The organism is Mycolicibacterium wolinskyi str. Jessa 2025 (genome assembly GCF_049241375.1).
Lineage (GTDB): Bacteria > Actinomycetota > Actinomycetes > Mycobacteriales > Mycobacteriaceae > Mycobacterium > Mycobacterium wolinskyi.
On sequence record NZ_CP185960.1, the window covers coordinates 5596862 to 5622259 of the forward strand.

Sequence of the window (25398 nt, forward strand, 5' to 3'; positions counted from 1 at the left end):
AGGACTTCACGATGACGGATCGCACTCCACCCGTCGGCGGGCACGCCGACCGCATCTTCACGAACGCGGCGGTGTTCGTAGCCCCAGGCGACTCCCCTGCCGACACCGTCGCCGTGCAGGGCGACGTCATCGTGGGCGTCGGCAACGGCGTGGACCGAAGCATGATCGGCAAGCACACCGAGGTCAGTGATCTCGGCGGAGCGAGTCTGCTGCCCGGGTTCGTCGACGCGCACGCACATCCGGTCGCCGCGGGGATGGCCGCGCTCCGATGCGATCTCTCCGGCCTGGCCCATAGCCGCGAGGCGTATCTCACCGCCATCGCCGACTACGCCGCCGGCCACCCCGACGAGGCGGTCATCACCGGTGCCGGCTGGTACGGCGACGCGTTTCCGCACGGCTTCCCCACGCGCCACGACATCGATTCCGTCGTCGCCGATCGGCCCGTCATCTTGACCAGTCACGACTACCACGGCGCCTGGGTCAACACCCGCGCCTTGGAGTTGGCCGGCATCGATGCGGCCACTGCCGATCCTGCCGGCGGACGGATCGTCCGCGACGACGAGGGCGAACCCACCGGGGTGCTGTTGGATCGCGGCGGCGATGCCGTCAACGCCCTACTTCCGGAGGTGACACCGGATTTCATGCGCCGCGCACTGCTCGAGGCGCAACGCCGCATGCATTCCGTGGGTGTCACCGGCTGGCAGGACGCCGCGGTTGGCGCGGACTTCTTCGGACTCAAGGACAACTTTCCGACCTACGTCGACGCCGACGAGGCGGGCGAGCTGACCGCTCGGGTGGTCGGCGCATTGTGGTGGGAGGCGGCGCAGGGGACCGAGCAGTTCGGCCACCTGTGTGCCCGCCGCGAGCGCGCCGGTCATTCGCGTTTCACCGCAGGCATGGTCAAGGTCATGCAGGACGGCATCTGCGAGAACTGCACGGCCGCGATGCTCGCGCCCTATCGCGCCGTGTCCGGTCACGACGTCCCGAGTGGGCAGTCGTTCATCGATCCGCACGACCTGCGCAAGGTCACCGCCCTGCTGGCGGCCGAGAGGTTCGGCATCCACATGCACGCAGTCGGCGACCGTGCGGTGCGCGAATGTCTCGACGCACTCGAACATGCGATATCTCAGCACCCGGAGTTCGACGGCAGGCATCAGATCGCCCACCTCGATGTGGTCGACCCCGAAGACATCCCCCGATTCGGAAGACTCGGAGTGATCGCCAACATTCAGGCACTGTGGGCGCGACGGGACAAAGAGATCGTCGAACGCAAGCTCCCGCTGCTCGGACCGGAACGCGAACCGTGGCATTTCCCGTTCGCGTCGATCCAGCGGCACGGAGCGATCCTGGCGATGGGCAGCGACTGGCCGGTCACCGATCCGAACCCGTTGTGGGCGATCCACACGGCCGTGCACCGCACCGGCACGCCCGCCGATCCACATGCGATCGGCGACGGCGTCTTCGACACACCACTGCAACCGCAGGAAGGCATCACGCTGCCGTCGGCGATACACGCCTACACCGCGGGTTCTGCCCACGCCAATGGCCAGGACCGGACCGGCCGCATCGCCCAGGGCATGCTGGCCGACCTGGTGGTGCTCGACCAGAACATTCTCACCGCGGGCGACATCGGGGCGGTCCGGCCCGTCGAGACCATCGTCGGCGGCCAGACCGTCTACCGCGCGGCGTGAGACCGGGCGCCCGCCTCAGCCGACCAGCACCGCGTACCGCGGCTTGATGACCTCGTCGATGATCGCGAGCCGTTCGTCGAACGGGATGAACGCCGATTTCATCGCGTTGATGGTGAATCGCTCCAAGTCGCTCCACCCGTACCCGAACTCCTCCACGAGGCTCGCCATCTCCTGACTCATGGTGGTGTCGCTCATCAACCGGTTGTCGGTGTTGACGGTGACGCGGAACCGCAGCCGGGCCAGCCGGTCGAACGGGTGCTCGGCGATACTCGGCGCCGCACCGGTCTGCACGTTGCTGCTCGGGCACATCTCCAGCGGAATGCGCTTGTCGCGCAGGATGGATGCCAGGCGGCCGAGTTTCTGCGAGCCGTCGTCGAGTTCGGTGATGTCGTCGACGATCCGCACCCCGTGCCCCAGCCGGTCGGCGCCGCAGAACGCGATGGCCTCGTGGATGGACGGCAGACCGAACGCCTCACCGGCGTGAATGGTGAAGCGCGCGTTGTTGCTTCGCATGTACTCGAACGCATCGAGGTGACGGGTGGGAGGGTAGCCGGCCTCGGCTCCGGCGATGTCGAAGCCCACCACGCCTTTGTCGCGGAATCGGATTGCCAGCTCCGCGATCTCGCGTGACCGCGCGGCATGCCGCATCGCCGTCACCAGGCACCGCACCTTGATCGAACGCCCTTCCGCGGCGGCCGCCTTCTCCCCGTCGGCGAATCCCGCGAGTACCGAATCGACGACATCGTCGAGCGACAGGCCCCGGTCGATGTGCAGTTCGGGCGCGAACCGGATCTCGGCGTACACGACATTGTCGGCGGCCAGATCCTCGACGCATTCGTGAGCGACCCGGTGCAACGCCTCGGGAGTCTGCATGACGCCGACGGTGTGGGCGAACGGCTCCAGGTAACGCACCAGCGACCCGCTGTGCGCTGCCGTGCGGAAGAACGTCGCCAGCTCGTCGACATCGGTGGCGGGCAGATCGTCGTAGCCGAACTTCCCGGCCAGATCGAGCACGGTGGCCGGCCTCAGGCCGCCGTCGAGGTGGTCATGCAGGAGGGCCTTGGGGGCGTGGCGGATCTTGTCGAGGGTCAGCGGCGTACTCATGTCACCATCATCCGCGACGTCACCCATCGCGGGCGGTGGATCCCCGAACAGTTATGCCGCCGTTCAACCGGCTCGTCGCCGAAAACGGTTGCCGACCCTGACGGGTGGGAGTAGTTTTTGCGACAAGGTTGAGCCCGAGCCTGCCGCGATAAACCACTGGCATGCTGTGGCACCTTCGCGTTGCCCCAGCGGCACCGAATCATCGACTCGGGGGTCGTCGATGTCATGATCACACAATCAAGATCACCGGTCGTCCGATCGGCCCAGCAGGCTGTCGCCCGATTCACCACGCACCAGGGCCGTACCGGGAGACTGCTGAGTGTTGCCGGCAAACTCGCCGCCGACAATGCCGATCAGCTCCTCGATCACGTCCACCATGCGATGTGTTGCGAATGGCTCGTGTTGGACTTGACCGCAGTCGAATTCATTGACGTCGCAAGCATGAACGCGCTGCACACCGTCAACGCCCGCTGCGCACATTTCGATGTGAGGTGGTCACTGGTCGCCGGCCGCGCGGTGTCGCGACTGCTGAGAAGCTGCGATCGCGACGGTGTGCTGCCGGTAAGCGAATCTCTCACAGCGGCTTTGGCGTCGGTGCAAAAGCTACCCGACTGGCGAGCAACCACACACCACGTGGCAGGGAGTCGATGACGACGCCGGCCACTGCACGACAAGGTATTTCGAGTCAGCAAAGGATACGAAACGTGCGTGTAGATGTTCTGACTGCGGCCGCAATCGCCATGATGCCGATGTTTTTCGCGATCGGCACCCCGCCGGCATCGGCCGAGCCGTGTCCCGACGTGGAGGTCGTGTTCGCCCGGGGCACCGGTGAGCCGCCCGGGGTCGGGCCGACGGGGCAGGCGTTCGTCGACTCCCTGCGCCAACGGGTCGGCGACAAGACACTCGGGGTCTATCCGGTCAACTACCCCGCGACCGACCAATGGACCACCGGTGTCGACGGTATCCGCGATGCGGGTGCCCACGTCACGAGAATGGCCGCCACGTGCCCCGACACCAAGATGGTGTTGGGCGGGTACTCGCAGGGCGCGGCCGTCATGGGCTTCGTCACCTCGGCTGCCGTACCCGACGGGGTCGATCCCGCGACCGTGCCCAAACCGCTGGAGCCCGATATCGCCGAGCACGTCGCGGCCGTCGTGCTCTACGGGACGCCGAACCTCCGGGCGATGAACTTCCTCGGTGAACCGCCCGTCATCATCGGCCCGGAGTACGAGCCGAAGACCCTCAAGGTGTGCGCCCCCGAGGACTTCGTCTGCTCGGACGGGCTGAACTTCGCCGCGCACACCTCCTACGGCTATGACGGTCTGATCACCCAAGGGGTCGATTTCGCCGCGAGCCGCCTCGGGTTGGAACCCGCCCCACCGGCGGCGCCACCCGCTCAATGGGACCAGCTACCCGCACCACAGGCGCCACCGGCACCCGCACCGCCGGCGCCACCCGCACCGCCGGCGGCGGCACCACTCGCAACGCCCTAACCGACCCGGTCGATGAGCAGCGGCGGGTCCGCCGGTGCGGATTCGCCGACGGCCCATGCGCCGTCGAGTTCGGCGAGTGCGGCGGGAAACCGGTCGGGGGTGTCGGTGTAGAGGCTGAACAGCGTCTCACCCGCGGACACCGGCTCCCCCGGACGGCGATGAATGCGCACCCCGGCACCGAATTGCACCGGCTCACCGGGCTGAGCCCGGCCGGCACCGAGCCGCCACGCGGCCATCGCGACACCCATGGCGTCGATGTCGCCCATGACGCCGTCGCGCGGCGCGGTCACGGTTTCGCCTGCCGATCCGACGGGAAGGGGTTGGCTCAGGTCACCGCCCTGCGCGGCGACCAGTGCGCGGAACCGGTCCATGGCCGACCCGTCGCGCAGTGTGTCGGCGGGGTCCACGCCGTCGATCCCGGCAGCGTCGAGCATCTCGGTGGCCAGCGCCAGGGTGAGGGCGACGACGTCGTCCGGCCCACCGCCGGACAGCACCTCCAGCGATTCGGCCACCTCCACCGCATTGCCGACAGCGCGCCCGAGCGGCCGGTTCATGTCGGTGAGCAGAGCGCGCGTCGGGACGCCGTTGGCGTTTCCGAGCTCGACCATCGTGCGGGCCAGCTCGCGGGATTCGGGTTCGGTCTTGAGGAACGCCCCGCGGCCCACCTTGACGTCGAGTACCAGGGCGCGCGCACCTTCGGCGAGCTTCTTGCTCATGATCGAGCTGGCGATCAGTGGCAGCGAATCGACCGTCGACGTGATGTCGCGCAGCGCGTAGATCTTCCGGTCGGCGGGCGCGAGCTCACCGGCTGCGAAGACCGCCGCGCCGACATCGCGAAGTTGTTGCCTGATCCGGTCTTTCGACAACTCGGCGGAGAACCCGGGAATCGATTCCAGCTTGTCGAGTGTGCCGCCGGTATGGCCGAGCCCGCGCCCGGAGGCTTGCGGGACGGCCCCGCCGCACGCCATGACCACCGGCAGCAGCGGAATGGTGATCTTGTCGCCGACGCCTCCGGTGGAATGCTTGTCCACCAAGGCAAGTGGCCGTCCGTCGCGCCGAAGGTCGGTGAAGTCGAAGCGCTCACCCGACGTGATCATGGCCGCTGTCCACCGCACGATCTCGGCCGGCGTCATGCCCCGCAGGAAGATCGCCATCAGGAGCGCCGACATCTGTTCCTCGGCGACCCGGCCGTTGGTGTAGGCGTCGATCACCCAGTCGATCGCCGCATCGGACAGCACACCGCCGTCGCGTTTGGCGCGGATCACCGACGGAGCGTCGAACTGCGTTACTGCACTTGAGGTATCGATGGCGGACTCCTATTTTCCCGACTCGGCGACAAGGCCCGTGAGCAGTGTGCGCATGGCCCATTCGAAGTCGTCGTCCTCGGGCGGCGCGCCCTGCAGGTGCCCGAACGGGTGGCGGCTGAGCAGGTGGCCGATCAACAGCCGCCACAGCGCGCGGTAGCCGCGCTGCGCGACGGTGTCATCGAGGCCGAGTTCGCGTAGCAACGACATGCACCGGTCGGCCACCGGCTGCGCCGACGACACCGTGTGCTCGCCGTCGGCGATGAGGGGCGCCCCCCACGGATGGGCGACGAGGTAGTCGCGCATCGCCAGCCATTGCGCGATCAACCGCGCCTCGGGCCGCCCCGCCACCTCGACCAAGGGATAGCCGGCGGCCAGGTCCTCGGCGAGCAGGTTCAGCACTTGCCGACGGTCGACGATGTGGCGGTAGAGCGAGGCCGGCCCGGTGCCCAGTTCGCGGGCGATCCGGCGACAGGTCACCTCCGGCAGGCCTTCCGCGTCGGCGACCCGCCAGGCCACCGCCCTGATCGTGTCCCTGCTCAGCACAGGGCGCCCGCCGCTCACGTGGATCCCCATGCGAACAGTGTTCGCGTTAAGCTGTCCGCGCTTGCCGCGAACAGTGTTCGCACCCGTCTTCGCAGCGCGATCAGGAGATCGATGGACGTCATCGCCAGCCAGCATGCCCCATCCCCGCAGGCGCGTCACCGACCGGCACACGTGCTGACCGCGGTTTCGGCGGTGGTCGTGTCATACGGGCTGATGCAGACCATGCTGGTGCCCACAATCGGCGTCCTGCAGCGCGATCTGAACACCACCACGGGCGCCGCCTCATGGGCCGTGCTCTCGGCGATGCTGCTCGCCAGCGCCATCATCACGCCCTTGGCGGGCCGGCTCGGCGACCGCTACGGCAAGCGCCGGATCCTGCTGTGGACGCTCGCGGTCTATCTCGCCGGAACCCTTGGTGCGATCGTCGCGCCGAGCATCGGCGTGCTGATCGCCTGCCGCGCCGTCCAAGGAGTCGGCCTGACTCTGTTACCGCTGTCGTTTGCCGTCATGCGCGACGCCCTCCCGCCCGAGCGCGTGCACGCCGGCATCGCCTTGGCGTCCGGACTGGTCACCGGCACGGCCGGGCTCGGCCTACTCGTCGGCGGCCTCGTCGTCGATCACGGGTCGTGGCGCTGGCTGTTCGTGACCGGTGCCGGCCTCGTGATCACCGCACTCGCGATGACCGCGCGTTGGATTCCCGAGGGCGGCGAGCGTCATCCCGGACGCCTCGACCTCCCCGGCATGGCGTTGATGACGGTCGGGCTCATCGCGGCACTGCTGGCCATCACCCAGGGCCCCGCGTGGGGCTGGCGGTCACCGTCGGTCATGGGATTGTTCGGCGCCGCACTCGTCTTCCTGGTGGCGTTCGGCGTTGTCGAGTCGCGCGTCGCCCATCCGCTCGTGGACCCGTCGTTGATCACCGAGCGTCCGCTTGCCGCAGCACATCTGGGCGCGCTGCTGCTCGGCGTCAATCAGTTCGCGGTCTATGTGTTGGTGCCGAAGCTCGCCGAGCTGCCGGCGACGGGCGGTCCCGGTTTCGGGTTGTCGGTCACCGGCGCGGCACTGATCCTGCTCCCCGGCACCCTGCTGACCGTGCCGGCGAGCTGGACGACGCCGTGGCTCGAGCGGCGCATCGGCGTGCGCGGGCCGCTGGTTACCGGCCTGGCAGTCGCCGCGATCGGTACGACGCTTCTCGCGCTCGCGCACGGCACCGTGTGGCAGGCCGTGCTGAACTACGCGATCGCCAGCGCGGGTTGGGGGTTGGCCATGGCCTCGCTGCCGCGGATGGTCAACGCCGCCTGCCCGCAGGCACAGAGCGGCAGCGCCAACGGAGTCAACACCGTGGCGCGAACCGTCGGCGGCGCGGTCGGCGGACAGCTCGCCGCAGCCCTACTCGCCAGTAACACCGCGTCGCTCACCGGGCTACCGACAAGTAACGGTTTCTCAGCAGCATTCTTGGTCGCCGCGGGCGTCGCGGCGGCGGGCGCGATCGCCGTCCCGCTGCCGGCGTTCCGGAGCCGTCGCGAGGCCCGGAGCCGTTGAACCGCTTGGCGTTACCGTCGCGCCAGATCGTCCGGACCGAAGGCATCGGGCAGCAGCCCGCGCAGTGGGCGCGGACCCTGCGGATGGTCGATGAGCAACTCCGGCCCGCCGTGTTCGAGCAACACCTGCCTGCACCGCCCGCACGGCATCAGCAGACCGCCGTCGGGGCCCACACATGTCAGCGCGAGGAGCCGGCCACCGCCTCCGGAATGGAGGGCGCAGACCACAGCGCACTCGGCACAGAGACCTAGGCCATATGAGACATTCTCCACATTGCATCCGGTCACGATCCGGGAATTGTCGACCAGTGCCGCGGCACCGACCGGAAATCCCGAGTAGGGCGCATATGCGCTCGATGACACCTCAATCGCCTTGCGCCGCAAGACATTCCAGTCAATTTCGATGGTCATACCGGCACCGCCACTTCGGTTCTGAATGCATTCCGAAAATACCAATTCCCGACCCGCGCAGTAGGATAGGTAAGCCTAACTTTGCCCTGCTGAGCGCCCCGAACCGCTCCACCGTAGTTCGTTCGGTACTACAAATGGGTTTAGAGTCGCCCCGAGGTTTGGGGCTAGTCGACAGACCGGTCCCAGACGTCCACCGATGGCGTTGGAGGGACAAGTGAGTACGCAGACGGAGGTACCGGCTCCGCAACCCAGGAAATTGCGCCGGCGCACCCTTTATCGCGGTGATCCGGGAATGTGGTCCTGGGTGCTGCACCGTATTACCGGTGCCACCATTTTCTTTTTCTTGTTCGTCCACGTCCTTGATACCGCACTCGTGCGCGTGAGCCCAGAGGCTTACAACGCGGTCATCGAGACGTACAAGACGCCGATCGTCGGGCTGATGGAAATGGGCCTGGTCGGCGCGGTGCTGTTCCATGCGCTGAACGGCATCCGGGTCATCCTCATCGACTTCTGGCAGCGGGGCCCGCGCTACCAGCGGCACATGCTGGCCGTCGTCGCCGGCGTCTTCCTCGTCGTCCTCATCGCATCACTGGGAGTTATCGGCATGCACATGGTGGAGCGGTTCCTGTGAGCGCGCCAGGAGCCGGCGAATCCCGGCTGGGGCGTCCCGCGCCCGTCATGGAACGTGAGCACGACCGCCCGGCCGCGCTCGATCACCCCCGCGCCCCCCGCAGGCCGCGCGGCATCCCGTACTTCGAGAAGTACGCCTGGCTGTTCATGCGGTTCTCCGGTGTGGCACTGGTGTTTCTGGCGCTCGGCCACCTCTTCGTCATGCTGATGTGGCAGGACGGCGTGTACCGCATCGACTTCAACTACGTCGCGCAGCGCTGGGCCTCGCCGTTCTGGCAGATCTGGGACATGGCGCTGCTGTGGTTGGCAAACCTGCACGGCGCCAACGGCATGCGCACCATCATCGGCGACTACGCCCGCAAGAACACCACCAAGTTCTGGCTGAACTCGCTTCTGTTGCTGGCGACGGGATTCACGTTGGTGCTCGGCACCTACGTCCTGGTCACCTTCGACGCGAACATCGGGGGTTAGGCAAATGATTCAGGAACATCGCTACGACGTCGTCATCGTCGGCGCAGGCGGCGCGGGCATGCGCGCCGCGGTCGAAGCCGGGCCGCGGGCCCGCACCGCAGTGCTGACCAAGCTCTACCCCACCCGCTCCCACACCGGTGCGGCCCAGGGCGGTATGTGCGCCGCACTGGCCAACGTCGAAGAGGACAACTGGGAGTGGCACACCTTCGACACCGTCAAGGGCGGCGACTACCTCGCCGACCAGGACGCCGTCGAGATCATGTGCCGCGAGGCCATCGACGCGGTCTATGACCTCGAAAAGATGGGGATGCCGTTCAACCGCACCCCCGAGGGCCGCATCGACCAGCGCCGCTTCGGCGGGCACACCCGCGACCACGGCAAGGCCCCGGTCCGCCGCGCCTGCTATGCCGCCGACCGCACCGGCCACATGATCCTGCAGACGCTGTACCAAAACTGCGTCAAGCACGACGTGCAGTTCTTCAACGAGTTCTACGCACTCGACATCGCGCTGACCGACACGCCTGCCGGGCCGGTCGCCACCGGCGTCATCGCCTACGAACTGGCCACCGGTGACATCCACGTCTTCCACGCCAAGGCGATCGTCTTCGCCACCGGCGGGTCGGGCCGGATGTACAAGACCACCTCCAATGCCCACACCCTGACCGGTGACGGCCTGGGGATCATCTTCCGCAAGGGACTTCCCTTGGAAGACATGGAGTTTCACCAGTTCCACCCGACCGGCCTTGCCGGTCTCGGCATCCTGATCTCCGAGGCCGTGCGCGGCGAGGGCGGCCGGTTGCTCAACGGCGAAGGTGAGCGGTTCATGGAGCGCTACGCGCCCACGATCGTCGACCTCGCGCCGCGCGACATCGTCGCCCGCTCGATGGTGCTCGAGGTCCTCGAGGGCCGCGGCGCCGGGCCGAACAAGGACTACGTCTACATCGACGTGCGCCACCTCGGTGAGGACGTGCTCGAGGCCAAGCTGCCCGACATCACCGAGTTCGCCCGCACCTACCTCGGCGTCGACCCCGTCAAGGAGCTCGTGCCGGTCTACCCGACCTGCCACTACGTCATGGGCGGTATCCCCACCACCGTCCACGGTCAGGTGCTGCGCGACAACACCAACGTCATCCCCGGCCTGTACGCCGCCGGTGAATGCGCGTGTGTTTCGGTGCACGGCGCCAACCGCCTCGGCACCAACTCGCTGCTCGACATCAACGTGTTCGGCCGCCGCGCCGGTATCGCCGCCGCCGAGTACGCCCAGAACCACAACTTCGTCGACATGCCGGAGAACCCGGCGGAGATGGTGGTCGGCTGGGTCGGCGACATCCTCTCCGAGCACGGCAACGAGCGCGTCGCCGACATCCGCACGTCGCTGCAGCAGTCGATGGACAACAACGCCGCGGTGTTCCGCACCGAGGAGACGCTCAAGCAGGCGCTCACCGACATTCACGCGCTGAAGGAGCGGTACTCGCGAATCACGGTGCACGACAAGGGCAAGCGCTACAACAGCGACCTGCTCGAGGCCATCGAGCTGGGCTTCCTGCTTGAGCTGGCCGAGGTCACCGTCGTCGGTGCGCTCAACCGCAAGGAGTCGCGCGGCGGCCATGCGCGCGAGGACTACCCCAACCGCGACGACACCAACTACATGCGCCACACCATGGCGTACAAGCAGGGCACCGACCTGCTGTCCGACATCCGGCTGGACTACAAGCCCGTGGTCCAGACGCGCTACGAGCCGATGGAGCGTAAGTACTGATGAGCGCACCCGTCATCGACAAGCCAGAGACCGGCGACCCCGAGCTGCCGCCCGTCCCCGAGGGCGCGGTCATGGTCACGCTGAAGATCGCCCGCTTCAACCCGGACAATCCGGACGCCGCAGGCTGGCAGAGCTTCCGCGTGCCGTGCCTGCCCAGCGACCGGCTGCTCAACCTGCTGCACTACGTGAAGTGGTACCTCGACGGCACGCTGACGTTCCGCCGGTCCTGCGCCCACGGGGTGTGCGGGTCGGACGCCATGCGGATCAACGGCGTCAACCGGCTCGCCTGCAAGGTCCTCATGCGCGACATGCTGCCCAAGAAGGCGGGCAAGCAGCTGACCATCACCATCGAGCCCATCCGCGGCCTGCCCGTGGAGAAGGACCTCGTGGTGGACATGGAGCCGTTCTTCGACGCCTACCGCGCAGTCAAGCCGTTCCTCGTGACCAGCGGCAACGCGCCCACCAAGGAGCGCATCCAGAGCCCGACCGACCGGGCCCGCTACGACGACACCACCAAGTGCATCCTGTGCGCGTGCTGCACCACGAGCTGCCCGGTGTACTGGAGCGAGGGGTCCTACTTCGGGCCCGCCGCGATCGTCAACGCACACCGGTTCATCTTCGACTCACGTGACGAGGCAGCCGCCGAACGGCTCGACATCCTCAACGAGGTCGACGGCGTGTGGCGCTGCCGCACCACGTTCAACTGCACCGAGGCCTGCCCACGTGGCATCCAGGTGACCCAGGCGATCCAGGAGGTCAAGCGCGCGTTGATGTTTGCGCGCTAAGTATTTGTGCTCGAACGTGAAGAAGATCGCGAGAATCCTCGAGAATCTCGCGATCTTCTTCACGTTGGACGCCCTGCTTTTTCCAGAGCGGCGCGGGTACGGGTGATGATGGCGCGTTGGCGATAGCGCAACAGGTCATTGCCGACGCGAACGATAGTCCAGCCGAGCTCGCGATACTCCGCGTCTTGGTCGATGTCCTTTGTCCGCTGTCTCGGGTCGGTCCAGTGTTGAATACCGTCGTACTGCACGCCGACATTCCAGTCAGGCCACCCCATGTCGATACGCCCCACCAGTTCACCCCAATGCCCGAACACTTCGATCTGGGTCTCGTCGGGTCGCATACCCTCCTCGGTGAACAGCAACCGGAGCCTGGTCTCCTGCGGCGATTCGGCGCCGTAGTCAGCGAGGTCGAGCACCTGTCTTAACTGCACGAGCCCGCGCGCGCCGCGGTGGGTATCGACAAGCGCTTGTATATCAACAAGTTTCAGATCACAGGCCTGCAGCAGCGCGTCTACCCGCACGACGGCTTCCGTCAATCCTGGCCTGCGGCCGAGGTCGAAAGCAGTCCTGGCAGGCGTCGTGACCCGGATTCCTCGGACCACCCGAACCTCGTCGTCAGTCAGGCGGTCGCTGTGCAGGACGATGCCTGCGGTTTCGTGCCGGCTGGAGTGGTTCAGCTCGGCGGGTTGCTTGGCGTCGATCCATTTCGATCCGAGGAGCGCAGCCGCCGACAACCCGGCCACGGTTGCGCGTCGCCCCGACCACAGCCATGCCGCGACGGCCTTGTCGACCGGGGTCAGCTTCGCGCCGCGCGGGACGTAGACATCCCGGTGCAGCATCTCGTAGCGGGTGGTCAGGTGGTATCGGTTGAGCTTGCCCGCGGCCAACGCCTCCGAACCCAGAAACGGCATAAAGGTAGGACGCAACGCGGGTCAGTGCCGTTCCATCGCCCGCCAACGTGAAGAAGATCGCGAGGTTTGGCCGGAATCTGGCCATTTTCTTCACACTCGGCTGTCACACATCGCGAGGCTGTCTCGTCAGACAGGTATGACACCGAGAATCGCTCCCCTGCCCCCCAAACAAGCCGGCCTGATGACCCGCATGATGTACAGCTTCGCCAAGCGCAAGTTCGGTGAGGTGCCGGAACCGTTCACCGTGGCAGCCCACCACCCGCGGCTGCTGATCGCCAACGCCGCCCATGAGGGCCTGCTGGAAAGTGGCTCGAAGAAGCTGCCGGCCAACGTGCGTGAACTGGCGGTGTTCTGGACGGCCCGTACCGTCGGCTGCTCGTGGTGTGTGGACTTCGGGTCCATGCTCATGCGACTCGACAACCTGGACGTGGACCGGCTGAAGTCGATCGACGACTACGCGACGTCACCGTTGTTCACAGACGACGAGCGTGCCGCGATCGCCTACGCCGACGCCATGACGAAAGACCCGCACACCATCACCGACGAGCAGGTCGCCGATCTGCGCCGCCGGTTCGGCGACGACGGCGTCATCGAGCTGACGTATCAGATCGGTACCGAGAACATGCGCGCGCGGATGTACTCGGCGCTGGGCATCACCGAGCAGGGTTTCAACTCTGGGGATGCGTGCCGGGTTCCGTGGGCCGACCAGCCCGAGCAGGCGTGATCTCGATGAAAGCCATTGCCACACCGAAGGTTTGACTTCCCCGGTCGAGGCTTCGCTCGAACAGTTTCATCGGCAGGCTCCAGTTGGCGGCGATGACGGCGTCGGCGTGCGCGTGTTCTTCCTCGGGCAGGATGCGCGCCACGCCGGCGACCACCGGGCCGCTGGGCTTGCCACGCAGATTGCTGCCCACCACAAGCACATTCGGGTTGTTGCGGATACGCTTGACCTTGGCGGTGGACGCGTCGGTGCGAACGTAGAGTTTGCCGTCGGCGACACCGTGGTTGATGGGGCTCGGGACGGCTTCGCCGGACTTCTTGAACGTCACCAACACGATCTGGCGGTAGCGGTCGAACCCGGTGAAATCGGTCGCGGTCGGCTCGCTAATGCCGAACGCGTCGCGGTGACGCATCTTGTCCATGCCGCGGAACATGAACCTGCCGAACGTCTGCCCGAGATTGCCCGGATCGGTCGGCATCATGCCGCACCACCGCGCAGCGGCGAGCCGGTGAACTTGTCCGGGTTCGCAATATCCCATACGGCACAGACTTTTCCGTCCCGTACGGTCATCGCGGTGATGCGCGGCATCAGTTCCGGATAACCGTCGACGGGTGGCGCGCCCGGTGTGTAGGCGCCCAGCTCGCCGTTGACCCGAACCATCTGGGTGCCGGCCAGCCAGTTGGGCCCGTAGCGGCGGGCGAGCGAGAACAGGAACCGGGCGACCTTTTCCGGCCCGTTGATGACGCGCGGTGCCGTCGGCGCCCGGCGGTTGGAGTCGCCGGTGAACGTGACGTCCGGATGCAGAAGGCGCACAACGCCTTCCATGTCGCCGGCCGCCAACGCCGCCATGAGCGCTCCGGCGACCTCGTTGTGCGTGTCGTCGGTCACCGGCGGCGGGGTGTCGGACGCCGCGCGGCGGGCCCGCGACGCCAGCTGGCGCGCGGATGCCGCGCTGACACCGAGCACGTCGGCGATCTCGGAGAACGGCACACCGAATCCGTCGTGCAGGACGAACGCCACGCGCTGGTCGGGGGTCAGGCGTTCCAGCACCACCATGGCGGCAAAACGCGCGTCCTCGCCGGCAACCACTGCCGCCAAGGGGTCGTTGCCGTCGAATCCGGTGACGACCGGCTCGGGCAGCCACTCCCCGACGTAGGTTTCCCGCCGGTGCGCGGCTGACCGGAGCCGGTCCAAACCGAGCCTGCTCACCACGGTGGTCAGCCAAGCGCGAAGGTCGTTGATCTCCCCGCGGTTGGCCTGCCACCGGATCCAGGCGTCTTGCACGATGTCCTCGGCGTCGGCGAATGTGCCGGTGAGCCGATAGGCCACGGCCAGCAGATGTGGCCGTAGGTCTTCGAACTCACCGACCCGAGCGCTCGCGGTCATGGCGCAAGTCTAGGTAGGTCCGTCTACCCCCGGCGGATGAGCTTCTTGTTGACGAATTCGTCGATGCCGAAGCGGCCGAGTTCGCGGCCGAAGCCGGAGCGCTTGACCCCACCGAACGGCAGCTCGACACCGTCGGCGCCGACGACGTTGACGAACACCATGCCGGCGTCGATGCGGTCGGCGACCCGCGCGGCCTGCTCCTCGTCGGTCGTGAACACGTAGGAGCCGAGACCGAACGGGGTGTCGTTGGCCAGTTCGACGGCCTGCTCTTCGGAGTCCACCTTGTAGACCGTGGCGACGGGGCCGAACAGTTCCTCGCGGTAGGACGGCGAGTCGGTGGAGACCTCGGTCAGCACGCCCGGCGGGAAGTAGGCGCCCTTGCGCTCACCTGCCTTCACGAGCTTCGCGCCGTCCGCCACGGCGCGGTCGACCTGTTCGGCCAGCCGCTCGGCGGCGGCCACCGACGACAGCGGCGCCAGTCCCTCGGCCTGTGCGAGCACCTTGTCGGTGAACTTGGTCAGGAACTCGTCGTAGATGTCGGACGCGACGATGAACCGCTTGGCGGCGTTGCAGGCCTGGCCCGTGTTCTCGAACCGGCCTGCGACGGCTGCCTCGACGGTGGCGTCGAGGTCGTCGGTCGAGAGCACGATGAACGGGTCCGACCCGCCCAGCTCCAGCACCACCTTCTTGAGGTTGCGTCCGGCGATCTCGGCCACCGCCGCACCCGCACGCTCCGATCCGGTGAGCGAAACGCCTTGCACGCGTGGGTCGGCGATCGCCTCGGCGATCTGCTCATTGGTGGCGTACACGTTCACGTAGGCGCCCTCGGGGAACCCGGCGTCGTCGAAGATCTGCTGGATCGCGGCGGCCGATTCAGGGCACTGCGGGGCGTGCTTGAGCACGATGGTGTTGCCGAGCGTCAGGTTGGGCCCGGCGAACCGTGCCACCTGGTAGTACGGGTAGTTCCACGGCATGATGCCCAGCAGCACGCCGACCGAGCTGCGCCGGATCAGCGCACTGCCCTCACCGTCGAGCAACTCGATCGGCTCATCGGCGAGGAACTTCTCGGCGTTGTCGGCGTAGTACTCATAGATCGCGGCACTGAAATCGACCTCGCCGAGCGCCTGCTCCAGCGGTTTGCCCATCTCGCGCTGAATGATCGCGGCGAGCTCGTCCCGGCGCTCGACGTGCAGTTTGGCGACCTGCTTGATCAGTGCGGCGCGCTCGGCCACCGTCGAGTTCTTCGACCATTCCCGGTGGGCCTTGGCGGCCGCGGCCAGCGCCTGCTCGATCTGCTCGTCAGTGGCCGTCGGGTACTCGCGCACCACGTCGCCGGTCGCCGGATCGATTACTGCGTACAAACTCATACCCTGTCCTTGGTAGCTGTGTTTAATGCCACAAAACCCTCCCGGCAGTTATATACGGCTCAACTCCGGGCTGCAAGAGCGGTCAGGACCGACGCGTGAATACCGTACGGTGCCAGTCCTTTTCGGCCACGCCGGTGATATCGCTCATGACGTGCTTGATGGTGAGGTACTCCTCGAACGAGTAGTCACTCATGTCTTTTCCGAAGCCGGACGCGCCGACGCCGCCGTGCGGCATCTCGCTGATGATCGGGATGTGGTCGTTGATCCACACACAACCCGCGTTGATCTCCCGCGACGCCCGCTGCGCGCGGTACACGTCGCGGGTCCATGCCGAGGCCGCGAGACCGTACACGGTGTCGTTGGCCTGGCGAATCGCGTCGTCGTCATCGGTGAACGGCCGCACCGTCAGCACCGGACCGAAGATCTCGTCGCGGTAGACCTCCGAGGATTCGGACACGTCGGCGATCAGCGTCGGCCGATAGAACGACCCGGGCAGATCCGGCGCCGCACCGCCGGTGACGATGCGCCCGCCCTGCTCGGGCGCGCGCGCCACCATGCCCGCGACCTTGTCGCGATGCGCGGCGGTGATCAACGGCCCCAGGTCGGTGTCGGGATCGTGCGGATCGCCGACCACGACCTTGCTCATCACCTCGGCGACGCCCGCGACGAAGTCGTCGTAGAGGTCGCGGGCGACAATGGCGCGGGTGGCGGCGGTGCAGTCCTGTCCGGTGTTGATCAGCGCCCCGGCGACCGCGCCCTGGATCGCGGCATCGAGATCGGCGTCGTCGAACACCACGAACGGCGCCTTGCCGCCCAGCTCAAGCTGGGTACGGTGCCCGTGCACGGCCGCGGCGGCCATGACCTTGCGGCCGACGGCCGTCGACCCGGTGAACGTCACCACGTCGACGTCGCGGTGTCCGGCCAGTGCGGTTCCGACGTCGGAGCCGGCCCCGGTCACGACGTTGAAGACGCCGTCGGGCAGCCCCGCCTCGGTGGCCAGCCGGGCCAGCGTCAGGGTGGTCAGCGGCGTGATCTCGGCCGGCTTGATCACCACCGAACAACCGGCCGCCAGCGCCGGGATGACCTTCCACACCGCCATCTGCAGCGGGTAGTTCCACGGCGTGATGGTGGCGACGACGCCGACGGCCTCGCGCCGGATGCTCGACGTGTGGTCGCCCGAGTACTCCGCGCTCGCCTTGCCCTCCAGATGGCGCGCCGCGCCCGCGAAGAAATCGATGTTGTCGATGCTGCCCGGGACGTCGAACTCCGATGCCAGCCGGACGGGCTTACCGGTCTGACTGACCTCTTCGGCCACCAGCTGCTCGGCGTTCTCGTCGGCCAGTTTGGCGAGTTTGGCCAGCACCGCCGAGCGCTCCGCGGGCGTTGCGGACGACCATCCGGGCAATGCGGACCGGGCCGCGGCTACCGCGGTGTCCACATCGGCGGGCGTACCCAACGCATATTCGGCAACCGTGTTCCCGGTCGCCGGATCGATGATGGAATGGGTAGGCCCAGTGGTCGACGCCGGGGCACCATTGATCCAACTGCTCGCAACATTCACCGCCACACTCATGGCCCAACGCTAACCGATGCTTCAAGGGTTCGGCTACGTATTCCACTGGCATAGGCACCCTCAAACAAACGATTTCATCGATACGGTTGCCCCAAACGACGGATTCCGTGCACAATCGGTGCATGACCAACCCTGATGGTCACGAGCTGGCGCCCGTCCCCTTGCGCGTGAACCACTCTCGACCGGGTGCCTTCCAGCTCGACGAGCTGTCGAAGGCGATCATCGAGAAGTTGCAGCAGGACGGCCGCCGTTCCTATGCCGGAATCGGCAAGGCCGTCGGCCTCTCCGAGGCCGCGGTGCGCCAACGCGTGCAGCGGATGGTCGACGCCGGTGTCATGCAGATCGTCGCCGTCACCGATCCGATGCAACTGGGATTCGCGCGCCAGGCGATGATCGGCATCCGCTGCACCGGGGACACCACCAAGCTCGCCGAAAAGCTCGCTCACATCGAGCAGGTCGACTACGTCGTGCTGACCGCAGGTTCCTTCGACGCCATCTGCGAGGTGGTCTGCGAAGACGACGACAGCCTGCTCGAACTACTCAACACCGAAATCCGCGCATTACCGGGAGTGATATCCACCGAAACCCTTGTTTACTTGAAACTCGTTAAGCAGCAATACAATTGGGGAACGCGATGACTAGCGTAGATATCACTGAAGCAACGTCCACAGACTTGGGCGCCAAGGCAAACCGCCACCTGTGGGGCCATTTCGCCCGGCACGGGGAAGGCATCACCCCGCCGATCATCACCCGCGGCGAGGGCGTACGAATTTTCGACGACCGGGGCAAGAGCTACATCGACGGCCTGTCGGGCCTGTTCGTCGTTCAGGTGGGGCACGGCCGCAAGGAACTGGCCGAGGCCGCCGCCAAGCAAGCCGAGACCCTGTCCTTCTTCCCGCTGTGGTCCTATGCGACCCCGCCGGCGATCGAATTGGCCGAGCGCGTGGCCTCTTTCGCGCCCGGCGACCTCAACCGGGTCTTCTTCACGACCGGCGGCGGTGAAGCCGTCGAGAGCGCATGGAAGCTCGCCAAGCAGTACTTCAAGCTGACCGGCAAACCCGGTAAGCACAAGGTGGTTTCGCGCTCGATCGCCTACCACGGCACGCCGCAGGGCGCGCTCGCGATCACCGGCATCCCGGCCTTCAAGGCCCCGTTCGAGCCGCTGACCCCCGGTGGGTTCCGCGCCCCGAACACCAACTTCTACCGTGCCCCTGAGGAATACGCGCACGACGAGAAGGCGTTCGGCCGCTACTGCGCCGACCGCATCGCCGAGGCCATCGAGTTCGAGGGTCCCGACACCGTCGCCGCAGTCTTCCTGGAGCCCGTGCAGAACGCCGGTGGCTGCTTCCCGCCGCCGCCCGGATACTTCGAGCGGGTCCGCGAGATCTGCGACGAGTACGACGTGCTGCTCGTGTCCGACGAGGTGATCTGCGCCTACGGCCGGATCGGTTCGATGTTCGCGTGCAACGACTTCGGCTACGTCCCTGACATCATCACCAGCGCCAAGGGCCTGACGTCGGGCTACTCGCCGCTCGGCGCGATGGTCGCCAGCGACCGTCTGTTCGAGCCGTTCAACGACGGCAAGACCACCTTCGGGCACGGCTATACCTTTGGCGGACACCCGGTTTCGTCGGCGGTCGCGCTGGCCAACCTCGACATCTTCGAGCGTGAGGGCCTCAACGACCATGTCAAGACCATGGCGCCGGCGTTCAAGTCCACCCTGGAGAAGCTCTACGACCTGCCGATCGTCGGCGACGTGCGCGGTGAGGGCTTCTTCTACGGCATCGAGCTGGTCAAGGACAAGACCACCAAGGAGACGTTCAACGACGAAGAGTCCGAGCGGCTGCTGCGCGGCTTCCTCACGCCCGCGCTGTGGGAAGCGGGCTTGTACTGCCGAGCCGACGACCGTGGCGACCCAGTCGTGCAGCTCGCGCCGCCGCTGATCAGCGGGCAGGCCGAGTTCGACGCCATCTACGACATCCTGCACGGCGTGCTCAGCGAAGCGGGCAAGATGCTGTAAAGGGCTAGATGTCAGGACGGCCGGGCGGAAATCCGCCCGGCCGTTCTCATTTCGGGCGTAGCGTCATCGGCGTGTCACGCAAACCGCCGATCGATCCCGTCCGCTGGACCCCACCGCCCGTCGACGACCTTCCCGAGTTCGGCCCGGCCGAGCTGACCATCGTGCCCATGCCAGGGGACGGACCCGAAGACGTCGTCGCCGATGCCGACGGGCACCTGTGGACGGGGTTGGTCGACGGACGCATCGTTCGGGTCTCCCCCGACGGTGGCGCCACCGTCGTCGCCGAAACCGGCGGCCGGCCGCTCGGCATGCACGTCGCCCGTGACGGGCGTGTGTTGATCTGCGACAGCCACCGCGGGCTGCTCGCGCTGGATCCGGCGACGGGCATGCTGTCCACGCTGGTGGAATCAGTGCAGGGCCGTCCACTGATGTTCTGCTCGAACGTTACCGAAACAGCGGACGGCACAATATATTTCACGGAGTCGACGAGCCGGTTTCACTATGAGCATTTCGGCGGCGCGGTCCTGGAGGCTCGCGGCAGCGGCAGTTTGTTCCGCCTCGGCACCGACGGCGCGGTCACCACGCTCGTCGACGGGCTGTACTTCACGAACGGCGTCACGGCGACCGCCGACGAGTCGGCGCTGGTTTTCGCCGAGACTCAGGGCCGACGGCTTTCCAAGTACTGGCTCACGGGCCCACAAGCCGGCACGGTCACACCCCTGGCCGTGAATCTGCCGGGCATGCCGGACAACATCTCCACCGGATCCGACGGACGCATCTGGGTGGCCCTGGTGAGTCCGATCAATCCGGCCGCCGAAAAGCTCGCGCCCCGTTCACCCCTCCTGCGTCAACTGATCTGGCGGTTGCCGGACGCACTTCAGCCCCGGATCAAATCCCAGGTGTGGGTGGTCGCGTTCGACCCCGATAGCGGTGCGGCGGTCAGCGGTGTTCGATGCAAGCACCCGGAGTTCGGTGTCGTCACGGGCGTGTGCGAGTCGGGCGGCCGACTGTGGATGTCGACGATCGAGTATCCGGCGCTCGCGTATACCCATCTTTAACACCAGTCACACTTGTCACAGCGTGGCAAACCGGAAATCCGGGCCGGATCGCCTAACCTTCGGACACGATGGCGACCTTGCGGAGGACTTCACAGCGTGGGCTGGGCGCGCTGGCGGCACTGGCGATGCTGGCCGGTCCGGCGTTGATGGGTGCCGGCGTGGCAGGCGCCGACCCGGCGCCCGACTGCCCCTACCGCGTCACCACACCCCCTGCCGTCGACGCCTCCGAGGTGCCGAAACCGGGTGATCCCACGCCCGGACCGCTGCCGGTTCCCGCCAAGACTGTTGGCGGTGATGCACTGTCGGGTTGCGGTGTCATCACCGCGGCCGACACGCCACCGCTGCCCAACGACGTGTCCGCCGAAGCCTGGGTGGTCGCCGACCTCGACACCGGCGACGTCATCGCCGCCAAGGATCCGCACGGCCGCCACCGCCCCGCCAGCGTCATCAAGGTGCTGGTGGCCATGGCTTCGCTCAACGAACTGAACCTCAACAAGCGCGTGGCCGGCACTCAGGACGATGCGAACTCCGAGGGCACCCGCGTGGGTGTCGGCCCGGGCGGCCAGTACACGATCAATGACCTGCTGCACGGGCTGCTGATGCACTCGGGCAATGACGCCGCCCATGCGTTGGCCGCCCAGCTCGGTGGCATGGACACCGCCATGCAGAAGATCAACGTTCTTGCGGGCAAGCTCGGCGGCCGTGACACCCGCGCCGCGACCCCTTCTGGCTTGGACGGTCCGGGGATGAGCACCTCGGCCTATGACGTCGCGTTGTTCTACCGCTACGCCTGGCAGAACCCGGTGTTCGCCGACATCGTCGCCACGAAGTCATTCGATTTCCCTGGGCGCGACGGCAATCCGCCGTATCCGGTCGAGAACGACGTCAAGCTGCTCTACAACTACCCGGGTGCCCTCGGCGGCAAGACGGGTTACACCGACGATGCCGGGCAGACGTTCGTCGGGGCCGCCGAACGCGACGGCCGGCGCCTGGTCGCGGTGCTGCTGAGAGGCACGCGGGTGCCGATCGCGCCGTGGGAACAGGCCGCCCGCCTTCTCGATTACGGCTTTGCGACCGCGCCTGGCACCAAGGTCGGCACGCTCGTCGACCCCGATCCGTCACTGAAACCGCCCAAACCCGAAGAGCCGTCGGCAGCTCAGGCCGCCGGGGTGATCCCGCCGGCCGATGCGCTCCCGGTGCGCGTGGGCGTGGGCGTCGTCGGGTCGATCATCGTGTTCATGCTGATCCTCGGTGCTCGGCAACTGAATCGGCGCGCCATCCGCTGAGTTTCGCGAGCAGACGCTCCGGTACCCGAAATCGTCTTGTTTCGGGTACCCACGCGTCTGCTCGGCGAAAGAGTCTTGCCAAGATCTGACCGATCGGTCTAATCTCGGACCATGCGGTCGGAACGCGCGAAGACGTTTACCGAACAAGCTCGACGCCGCCAGATCATCGACGCGGCGACCGAGGTGATCGCGGAGTCCGGGTATGCCCAGACCTCGCTCGCCCGCATCGCCGCACACATTGGCGTCGCCAAAAGCGTTGTGCTGTATCACTTCACGACGAAGGCCGAGATCATCGAGGCGGTATTCGTCGACATCTTCGAGCGCGGTGCGGCGGTGATCGTGCCCACCGTCGTCGCCGAGACGTCCGCGTCAGCCAAGCTGGCGGCCTACATCCGGGCCAACATCGCGTTCATCGCCGCGAACCGGTCGACTGCGGTCGCGATGCTCGAGCTGATGGCCGGTTTCCGTGACGAGAACGGCCTGCGACTGGATCAAGCGGCCGCAAAAGCCGTACAGGAACATCCACCGGTCGGCGATCTCGCCGCGCTGGATCCCCAGACGATCTTCGACGACGGTCTCAAGAGCGGTGAATTCCGCGAACTGTCACCGGTGTTCATGAAGCACGCACTCCGCGGTGCGCTCGACAGCGCCGCCGCCGAATATGCCCGCGATCCGGACTACGACGTCGTCGGCTACGGCGAACAGGTGGTCGCACTCTTCGAACGGGCGACTGAGCCATGAGCACCATCGGCATCATCGCCATCGGAAGCCGCGGCGACGTCGCTCCACTCACCGGTCTGGGTGTGCGCCTGCAAGAGGCCGGGCACCGAGTCATCGTGGTCGCGTATGCGGCGTTCAATGACCTTGTGACCTTCTGCGGCTTGGAGTTTCGTGGGCTGGACGACCACGCCGCCGATCTGTCGGACGTCGCCCCGCGGGAGGCCGCGAAGGCCATGGCGGCATTTTTCGCACCAAGCGGCATGCGGGCGTTGGGCGAGGATGTGCTTGTCGCGTTGCGCGATGAGCCGCTCGACCTGCTGATGCTCTCGCCGTTCGCCGAACTGGTCGGCCATCCGCTGGCCGAGGCGCTCGACATCCCGAGCGTCGGCGTTCGGCTGCAGCCGTTGTCGGCCACCGCGGACCATCCGCCTGCCGTGCTGGGAGCCTGGAGCGCCGGGAGTTACGGGAACAAGTCGGCCGCCCGACTCGCCGAAGCGGTGATCGATCGGCTGTACAACAAGACGGTCAACGGTTTTCGCGACGAACTCGGTCTGCCGAAGGCGTCGGCGAGGGCACTGCGACGACGCCGCACCGAAGCGCAGTGGCCCATTCTCTACGGCTACTCGCCCACGGTCCTGCCGCGGCCTGCCGACTGGCGGCCAGGCATCGACGTCGTCGGCTACTGGTGGCCGGCCCGCCCGGCCGGATGGCAACCGCCCGCCGATCTCGCGGATTTCCTGCAGGCGGGGCCGGCTCCGGTGGTCATCGGTTTCGGCAGCACCGTCAACAGTAAGGCCGAGGCCGAGCGGCTGTCCGACCTTGTCACACAAGCGGTTCGAGCTGCCGACGCCCGCGGCGTGATCCAGGCGGGCTGGGCCGGGCTCGACGTCTCCGGAGACGACGTGATCGCCGTCGGCGACGTGCCACACGACTGGCTCTTCCCGCACGCTGCTGCCGTCGTCCACCACTGTGGCGCGGGCACCGCGGCAGCCGGGTTACGCGCCGGCGTTCCGACCGTCTCCGTACCCGCCGGTTACGGCGACCAACCGTTCTGGGCCAGGCGGCTTTTCGAGCTGGGCGTAGGACCGGCCCCGATCTCGCAACGGCGGCTCACGGTTGACGCACTGGCAGCCGCGATACGTGAGGCATTGTCGCAGAGCAGGTTCAAAGACAATGCGCAGCGCCTCGCCCATGCCCTGGACGCCGAAGACGGCGCCGGCAAGGTAGTACAGATCGTCGAGCTCACCATGGCCCGATGACGTATTCGAGTAGGGCCAAGGACAGCGCGCCGACTACGGCGATCGCAAAAGACGCCGCGACGGCATGGCGCGTGGCCGCGGCCGTCCTAGCCAACAACGCACCGGCCGCGGCGCCAAACGCACCAAGAACGACGAAGCCACCCAGCGCAAGGTAGAACACCGATGCCAGCGCCGCCGCGGGCATCCCGCCGACACCCGTCACGTACTCGGCGAACGGGATCGGAAACCGGTACACCGCAGCGACAATGGCGGCGGCCAGGGGTGCGAAGCCGACGGCGGCTACGGCGCCCACCAGAGCCAGCCGAAGTCTGGACGGCGGTCTTCCCGACATAGTCCTCCTCGCCCAGTGTTGGCTTATGTACGAATCTTCCGCGAGATCTCGAACACAAGCCAACGTTCGGCGAGCGTCTACACCCACCGCCGCAACAGCGCTTCGGCGCCCCAGCAGAGCCGCTCGATCGTCTCCGCCGCCGGCAGTGCCTGGTTCACCATCCCGACACCCTGCCCGGCGTTGACCGATGAACCGCGCAGCACTCGCTCGGGAATTGTTGGCGGCCAACGATATCCGGCTGCGACGTCGAATTCGCGGGTGAGCTCGGTCTCGGTGCCCGCCAACAGCGCGTCACGAGCAGCGTCCGGCGTCAACGCCTCGGCGCACGTGGTGAATACGGTGCCCAGCCAGGCCGCGGCGGCGCCGGCCGCGAGCACCGCGGCCACGCTGCGCGGTGACGTGATCCCGCCGGCGGCCAGCACCGGCAACTCCACCGCGTCGAGTACCTCGGCCAGGAGCGGCAACGTGCCGACCGTGGGTTCACCGTGCCCGCCGCCCTCCGCCCCGCGGGCCACGAGGACGTCGACACCGGCATCGGCGGCACGACGCGCCGCCTCGACCGTGGGCACCTGCGTGGCGACTTTGACTCCGGCATCGTGGGCGTGACGCACCCAGTCCCAGTCATCGCCGAAGCTGACGCTGAGCAGGGTTGGCTGTGCGGCCAGTGCGATCTCGAACAGCTCCGGCCGGTCCACCATCACCCAGTGCACGAGGCCGATGCCGAAGGGGCGGTCGAGGCCTTGCAGGATCGCGAGTTCGCGTCGCAGTTGGTCAGGCGTGGCGGCGCTGCCCATCCCGACCATGCCGAGACCGCCCGCGGTCGACACCGCGGCGGCCAGCCGGCCTCCTGCTGCCCCGCCCATCGGTGCGTTGACGATCGGTACGTCGAGGCCCATGGCCGTCGACCAAATGGTTGCCAAGGTCACAGCCAGGCATGTTACGTCGTTGTTACAATGAATATCGCCAGCACATGGCACCGGACGAGGCGGCACCGTACCCGGCCAGCGACAAGACGGGCCTTGGGAGGTGCG

At 67.1% G+C, this 25398-nt stretch carries 27 protein-coding genes and 1 riboswitch; of the genes, 15 read left to right on the forward strand and 12 right to left on the reverse strand.

Features of this window, described 5'->3' with window-relative positions:
* Positions 1-11 precede the first annotated feature (11 nt).
* Positions 12-1691 (forward strand): amidohydrolase, encoded by a 1680-nt coding sequence (locus ACOI2T_RS27680; protein WP_409504600.1) that lies wholly within the window; start codon positions 12-14, stop codon positions 1689-1691.
* A 15-nt stretch (positions 1692-1706) separates the two neighbouring features.
* Here the strand turns inward: ACOI2T_RS27680 and ACOI2T_RS27685 are convergent, their stop codons facing one another.
* Complete coding sequence (locus ACOI2T_RS27685; protein ID WP_067843708.1) at positions 1707-2795, reverse strand: adenosine deaminase; 1089 nt, start codon at positions 2793-2795, stop codon at positions 1707-1709.
* 243 nt (positions 2796-3038) lie between these two features.
* Positions 3039-3164 carry a hypothetical protein gene (locus ACOI2T_RS27690; protein ID WP_409504682.1) on the reverse strand — a complete coding sequence of 42 codons (126 nt, stop codon included), beginning with the start codon at positions 3162-3164 and terminating at the stop codon, positions 3039-3041.
* Between ACOI2T_RS27690 and ACOI2T_RS27695 the strand changes: the two genes are divergently transcribed.
* Positions 3111-3446, forward strand: coding sequence for an STAS domain-containing protein (locus tag ACOI2T_RS27695; protein WP_409504674.1), 336 nt, complete (start codon positions 3111-3113; stop codon positions 3444-3446). The two genes, ACOI2T_RS27690 and ACOI2T_RS27695, sit on opposite strands and share 54 nt — an antisense overlap.
* 98 nt (positions 3447-3544) lie before the next feature.
* Positions 3545-4288: a cutinase family protein gene (locus ACOI2T_RS27700; protein ID WP_409504675.1), complete on the forward strand. Its 744-nt coding sequence runs from the start codon at positions 3545-3547 to the stop codon at positions 4286-4288.
* Here the strand turns inward: ACOI2T_RS27700 and ACOI2T_RS27705 are convergent.
* A complete protein-coding gene (locus tag ACOI2T_RS27705) occupies positions 4285-5553 on the reverse strand; it encodes a thymidine phosphorylase (protein ID WP_421874835.1) in 1269 nt (422 codons plus the stop codon). The two genes, ACOI2T_RS27700 and ACOI2T_RS27705, sit on opposite strands and share 4 nt — an antisense overlap.
* Positions 5554-5604: 51 nt before the next feature.
* A complete protein-coding gene (locus tag ACOI2T_RS27710; RefSeq protein ID WP_409504601.1) occupies positions 5605-6168 on the reverse strand; it encodes a TetR/AcrR family transcriptional regulator in 564 nt (187 codons plus the stop codon).
* An 81-nt stretch (positions 6169-6249) separates the two neighbouring features.
* On the opposite strand from ACOI2T_RS27710, the gene ACOI2T_RS27715 reads away from it, so the two are divergent.
* On the forward strand, positions 6250-7680 hold the full coding sequence (locus ACOI2T_RS27715; RefSeq protein WP_409504602.1) for an MFS transporter: 1431 nt from the start codon (positions 6250-6252) through the stop codon (positions 7678-7680).
* 11 nt (positions 7681-7691) lie between these two features.
* On the opposite strand, the gene ACOI2T_RS27720 is transcribed toward ACOI2T_RS27715, so the two are convergent.
* Positions 7692-8090, reverse strand: coding sequence for a cytidine deaminase (locus ACOI2T_RS27720; RefSeq protein ID WP_409504603.1), 399 nt, complete (start codon positions 8088-8090; stop codon positions 7692-7694).
* A gap of 196 nt (positions 8091-8286) precedes the next feature.
* On the opposite strand from ACOI2T_RS27720, the gene sdhC reads away from it, so the two are divergent.
* Genes sdhC through ACOI2T_RS27740 form a run of 4 tightly spaced genes read left to right on the forward strand, consistent with a single transcriptional unit; the run spans position 8287 to position 11735 of the window.
* Positions 8287-8721: a succinate dehydrogenase, cytochrome b556 subunit gene (sdhC, locus tag ACOI2T_RS27725; RefSeq protein ID WP_409504604.1), complete on the forward strand. Its 435-nt coding sequence runs from the start codon at positions 8287-8289 to the stop codon at positions 8719-8721.
* Between the two features lie 47 nt (positions 8722-8768).
* Entirely contained in the window at positions 8769-9191 is a 423-nt protein-coding gene (locus ACOI2T_RS27730) for a succinate dehydrogenase hydrophobic membrane anchor subunit (RefSeq protein WP_458127391.1), read from the forward strand.
* 4 nt (positions 9192-9195) lie between these two features.
* Entirely contained in the window at positions 9196-10950 is a 1755-nt protein-coding gene (gene sdhA / locus ACOI2T_RS27735; protein ID WP_067843022.1) for a succinate dehydrogenase flavoprotein subunit, read from the forward strand.
* Positions 10950-11735 carry a succinate dehydrogenase iron-sulfur subunit gene (locus tag ACOI2T_RS27740; RefSeq protein ID WP_067843019.1) on the forward strand — a complete coding sequence of 262 codons (786 nt, stop codon included), beginning with the start codon at positions 10950-10952 and terminating at the stop codon, positions 11733-11735. Before sdhA ends, ACOI2T_RS27740 begins: the two co-directional genes overlap by 1 nt.
* A gap of 59 nt (positions 11736-11794) precedes the next feature.
* Here the strand turns inward: ACOI2T_RS27740 and ACOI2T_RS27745 are convergent, their stop codons facing one another.
* On the reverse strand, positions 11795-12646 hold the full coding sequence (locus ACOI2T_RS27745; RefSeq protein ID WP_409504605.1) for a type IV toxin-antitoxin system AbiEi family antitoxin: 852 nt from the start codon (positions 12644-12646) through the stop codon (positions 11795-11797).
* A 136-nt stretch (positions 12647-12782) separates the two neighbouring features.
* Between ACOI2T_RS27745 and ACOI2T_RS27750 the strand changes: the two genes are divergently transcribed.
* Positions 12783-13370 carry a carboxymuconolactone decarboxylase family protein gene (locus tag ACOI2T_RS27750; RefSeq protein WP_067843013.1) on the forward strand — a complete coding sequence of 196 codons (588 nt, stop codon included), beginning with the start codon at positions 12783-12785 and terminating at the stop codon, positions 13368-13370.
* On the opposite strand, the gene ACOI2T_RS27755 is transcribed toward ACOI2T_RS27750, so the two are convergent.
* The 4 genes from ACOI2T_RS27755 to ACOI2T_RS27770 all read right to left on the reverse strand — a co-directional run bounded on the left by ACOI2T_RS27755 (position 13315) and on the right by ACOI2T_RS27770 (position 17693).
* Positions 13315-13848: a PPOX class F420-dependent oxidoreductase gene (locus tag ACOI2T_RS27755; protein WP_409504606.1), complete on the reverse strand. Its 534-nt coding sequence runs from the start codon at positions 13846-13848 to the stop codon at positions 13315-13317. The two genes, ACOI2T_RS27750 and ACOI2T_RS27755, sit on opposite strands and share 56 nt — an antisense overlap.
* Positions 13845-14753 carry a sigma-70 family RNA polymerase sigma factor gene (locus tag ACOI2T_RS27760; protein WP_409504607.1) on the reverse strand — a complete coding sequence of 303 codons (909 nt, stop codon included), beginning with the start codon at positions 14751-14753 and terminating at the stop codon, positions 13845-13847. The genes ACOI2T_RS27755 and ACOI2T_RS27760 overlap by 4 nt, the downstream gene beginning before the upstream one ends.
* 23 nt (positions 14754-14776) lie before the next feature.
* A complete protein-coding gene (locus tag ACOI2T_RS27765; protein ID WP_409504608.1) occupies positions 14777-16120 on the reverse strand; it encodes an NAD-dependent succinate-semialdehyde dehydrogenase in 1344 nt (447 codons plus the stop codon).
* A gap of 82 nt (positions 16121-16202) precedes the next feature.
* On the reverse strand, positions 16203-17693 hold the full coding sequence (locus tag ACOI2T_RS27770) for a gamma-aminobutyraldehyde dehydrogenase (RefSeq protein ID WP_409504609.1): 1491 nt from the start codon (positions 17691-17693) through the stop codon (positions 16203-16205).
* A 122-nt stretch (positions 17694-17815) separates the two neighbouring features.
* On the opposite strand from ACOI2T_RS27770, the gene ACOI2T_RS27775 reads away from it, so the two are divergent.
* From ACOI2T_RS27775 to ACOI2T_RS27800, 6 genes are all read left to right on the forward strand, one after another.
* On the forward strand, positions 17816-18331 hold the full coding sequence (locus ACOI2T_RS27775) for an Lrp/AsnC family transcriptional regulator (protein ID WP_067843000.1): 516 nt from the start codon (positions 17816-17818) through the stop codon (positions 18329-18331).
* Positions 18328-19713 (forward strand): aspartate aminotransferase family protein, encoded by a 1386-nt coding sequence (locus ACOI2T_RS27780; RefSeq protein ID WP_067842997.1) that lies wholly within the window; start codon positions 18328-18330, stop codon positions 19711-19713. Before ACOI2T_RS27775 ends, ACOI2T_RS27780 begins: the two co-directional genes overlap by 4 nt.
* 71 nt (positions 19714-19784) lie before the next feature.
* Positions 19785-20771 (forward strand): SMP-30/gluconolactonase/LRE family protein, encoded by a 987-nt coding sequence (locus ACOI2T_RS27785; RefSeq protein ID WP_409504610.1) that lies wholly within the window; start codon positions 19785-19787, stop codon positions 20769-20771.
* 68 nt (positions 20772-20839) lie between these two features.
* Positions 20840-22057 carry a D-alanyl-D-alanine carboxypeptidase family protein gene (locus ACOI2T_RS27790; RefSeq protein WP_409504611.1) on the forward strand — a complete coding sequence of 406 codons (1218 nt, stop codon included), beginning with the start codon at positions 20840-20842 and terminating at the stop codon, positions 22055-22057.
* Between the two features lie 111 nt (positions 22058-22168).
* A complete protein-coding gene (locus ACOI2T_RS27795; RefSeq protein ID WP_409504612.1) occupies positions 22169-22798 on the forward strand; it encodes a TetR/AcrR family transcriptional regulator in 630 nt (209 codons plus the stop codon).
* Complete coding sequence (locus ACOI2T_RS27800) at positions 22795-24036, forward strand: glycosyltransferase (protein ID WP_421874841.1); 1242 nt, start codon at positions 22795-22797, stop codon at positions 24034-24036. The genes ACOI2T_RS27795 and ACOI2T_RS27800 overlap by 4 nt, the downstream gene beginning before the upstream one ends.
* Here the strand turns inward: ACOI2T_RS27800 and ACOI2T_RS27805 are convergent.
* Together ACOI2T_RS27805 and ACOI2T_RS27810 are read right to left on the reverse strand one after the other, a co-directional pair.
* Positions 24020-24328: a hypothetical protein gene (locus tag ACOI2T_RS27805; RefSeq protein ID WP_409504614.1), complete on the reverse strand. Its 309-nt coding sequence runs from the start codon at positions 24326-24328 to the stop codon at positions 24020-24022. The genes ACOI2T_RS27800 and ACOI2T_RS27805 overlap by 17 nt on opposite strands.
* Positions 24329-24444: 116 nt before the next feature.
* A complete protein-coding gene (locus ACOI2T_RS27810) occupies positions 24445-25263 on the reverse strand; it encodes a nitronate monooxygenase (RefSeq protein ID WP_409504677.1) in 819 nt (272 codons plus the stop codon).
* A gap of 61 nt (positions 25264-25324) precedes the next feature.
* Positions 25325-25388: riboswitch (guanidine-III (ykkC-III) riboswitch) on the forward strand.
* The last annotated feature ends 10 nt before the right edge of the window (positions 25389-25398 follow it).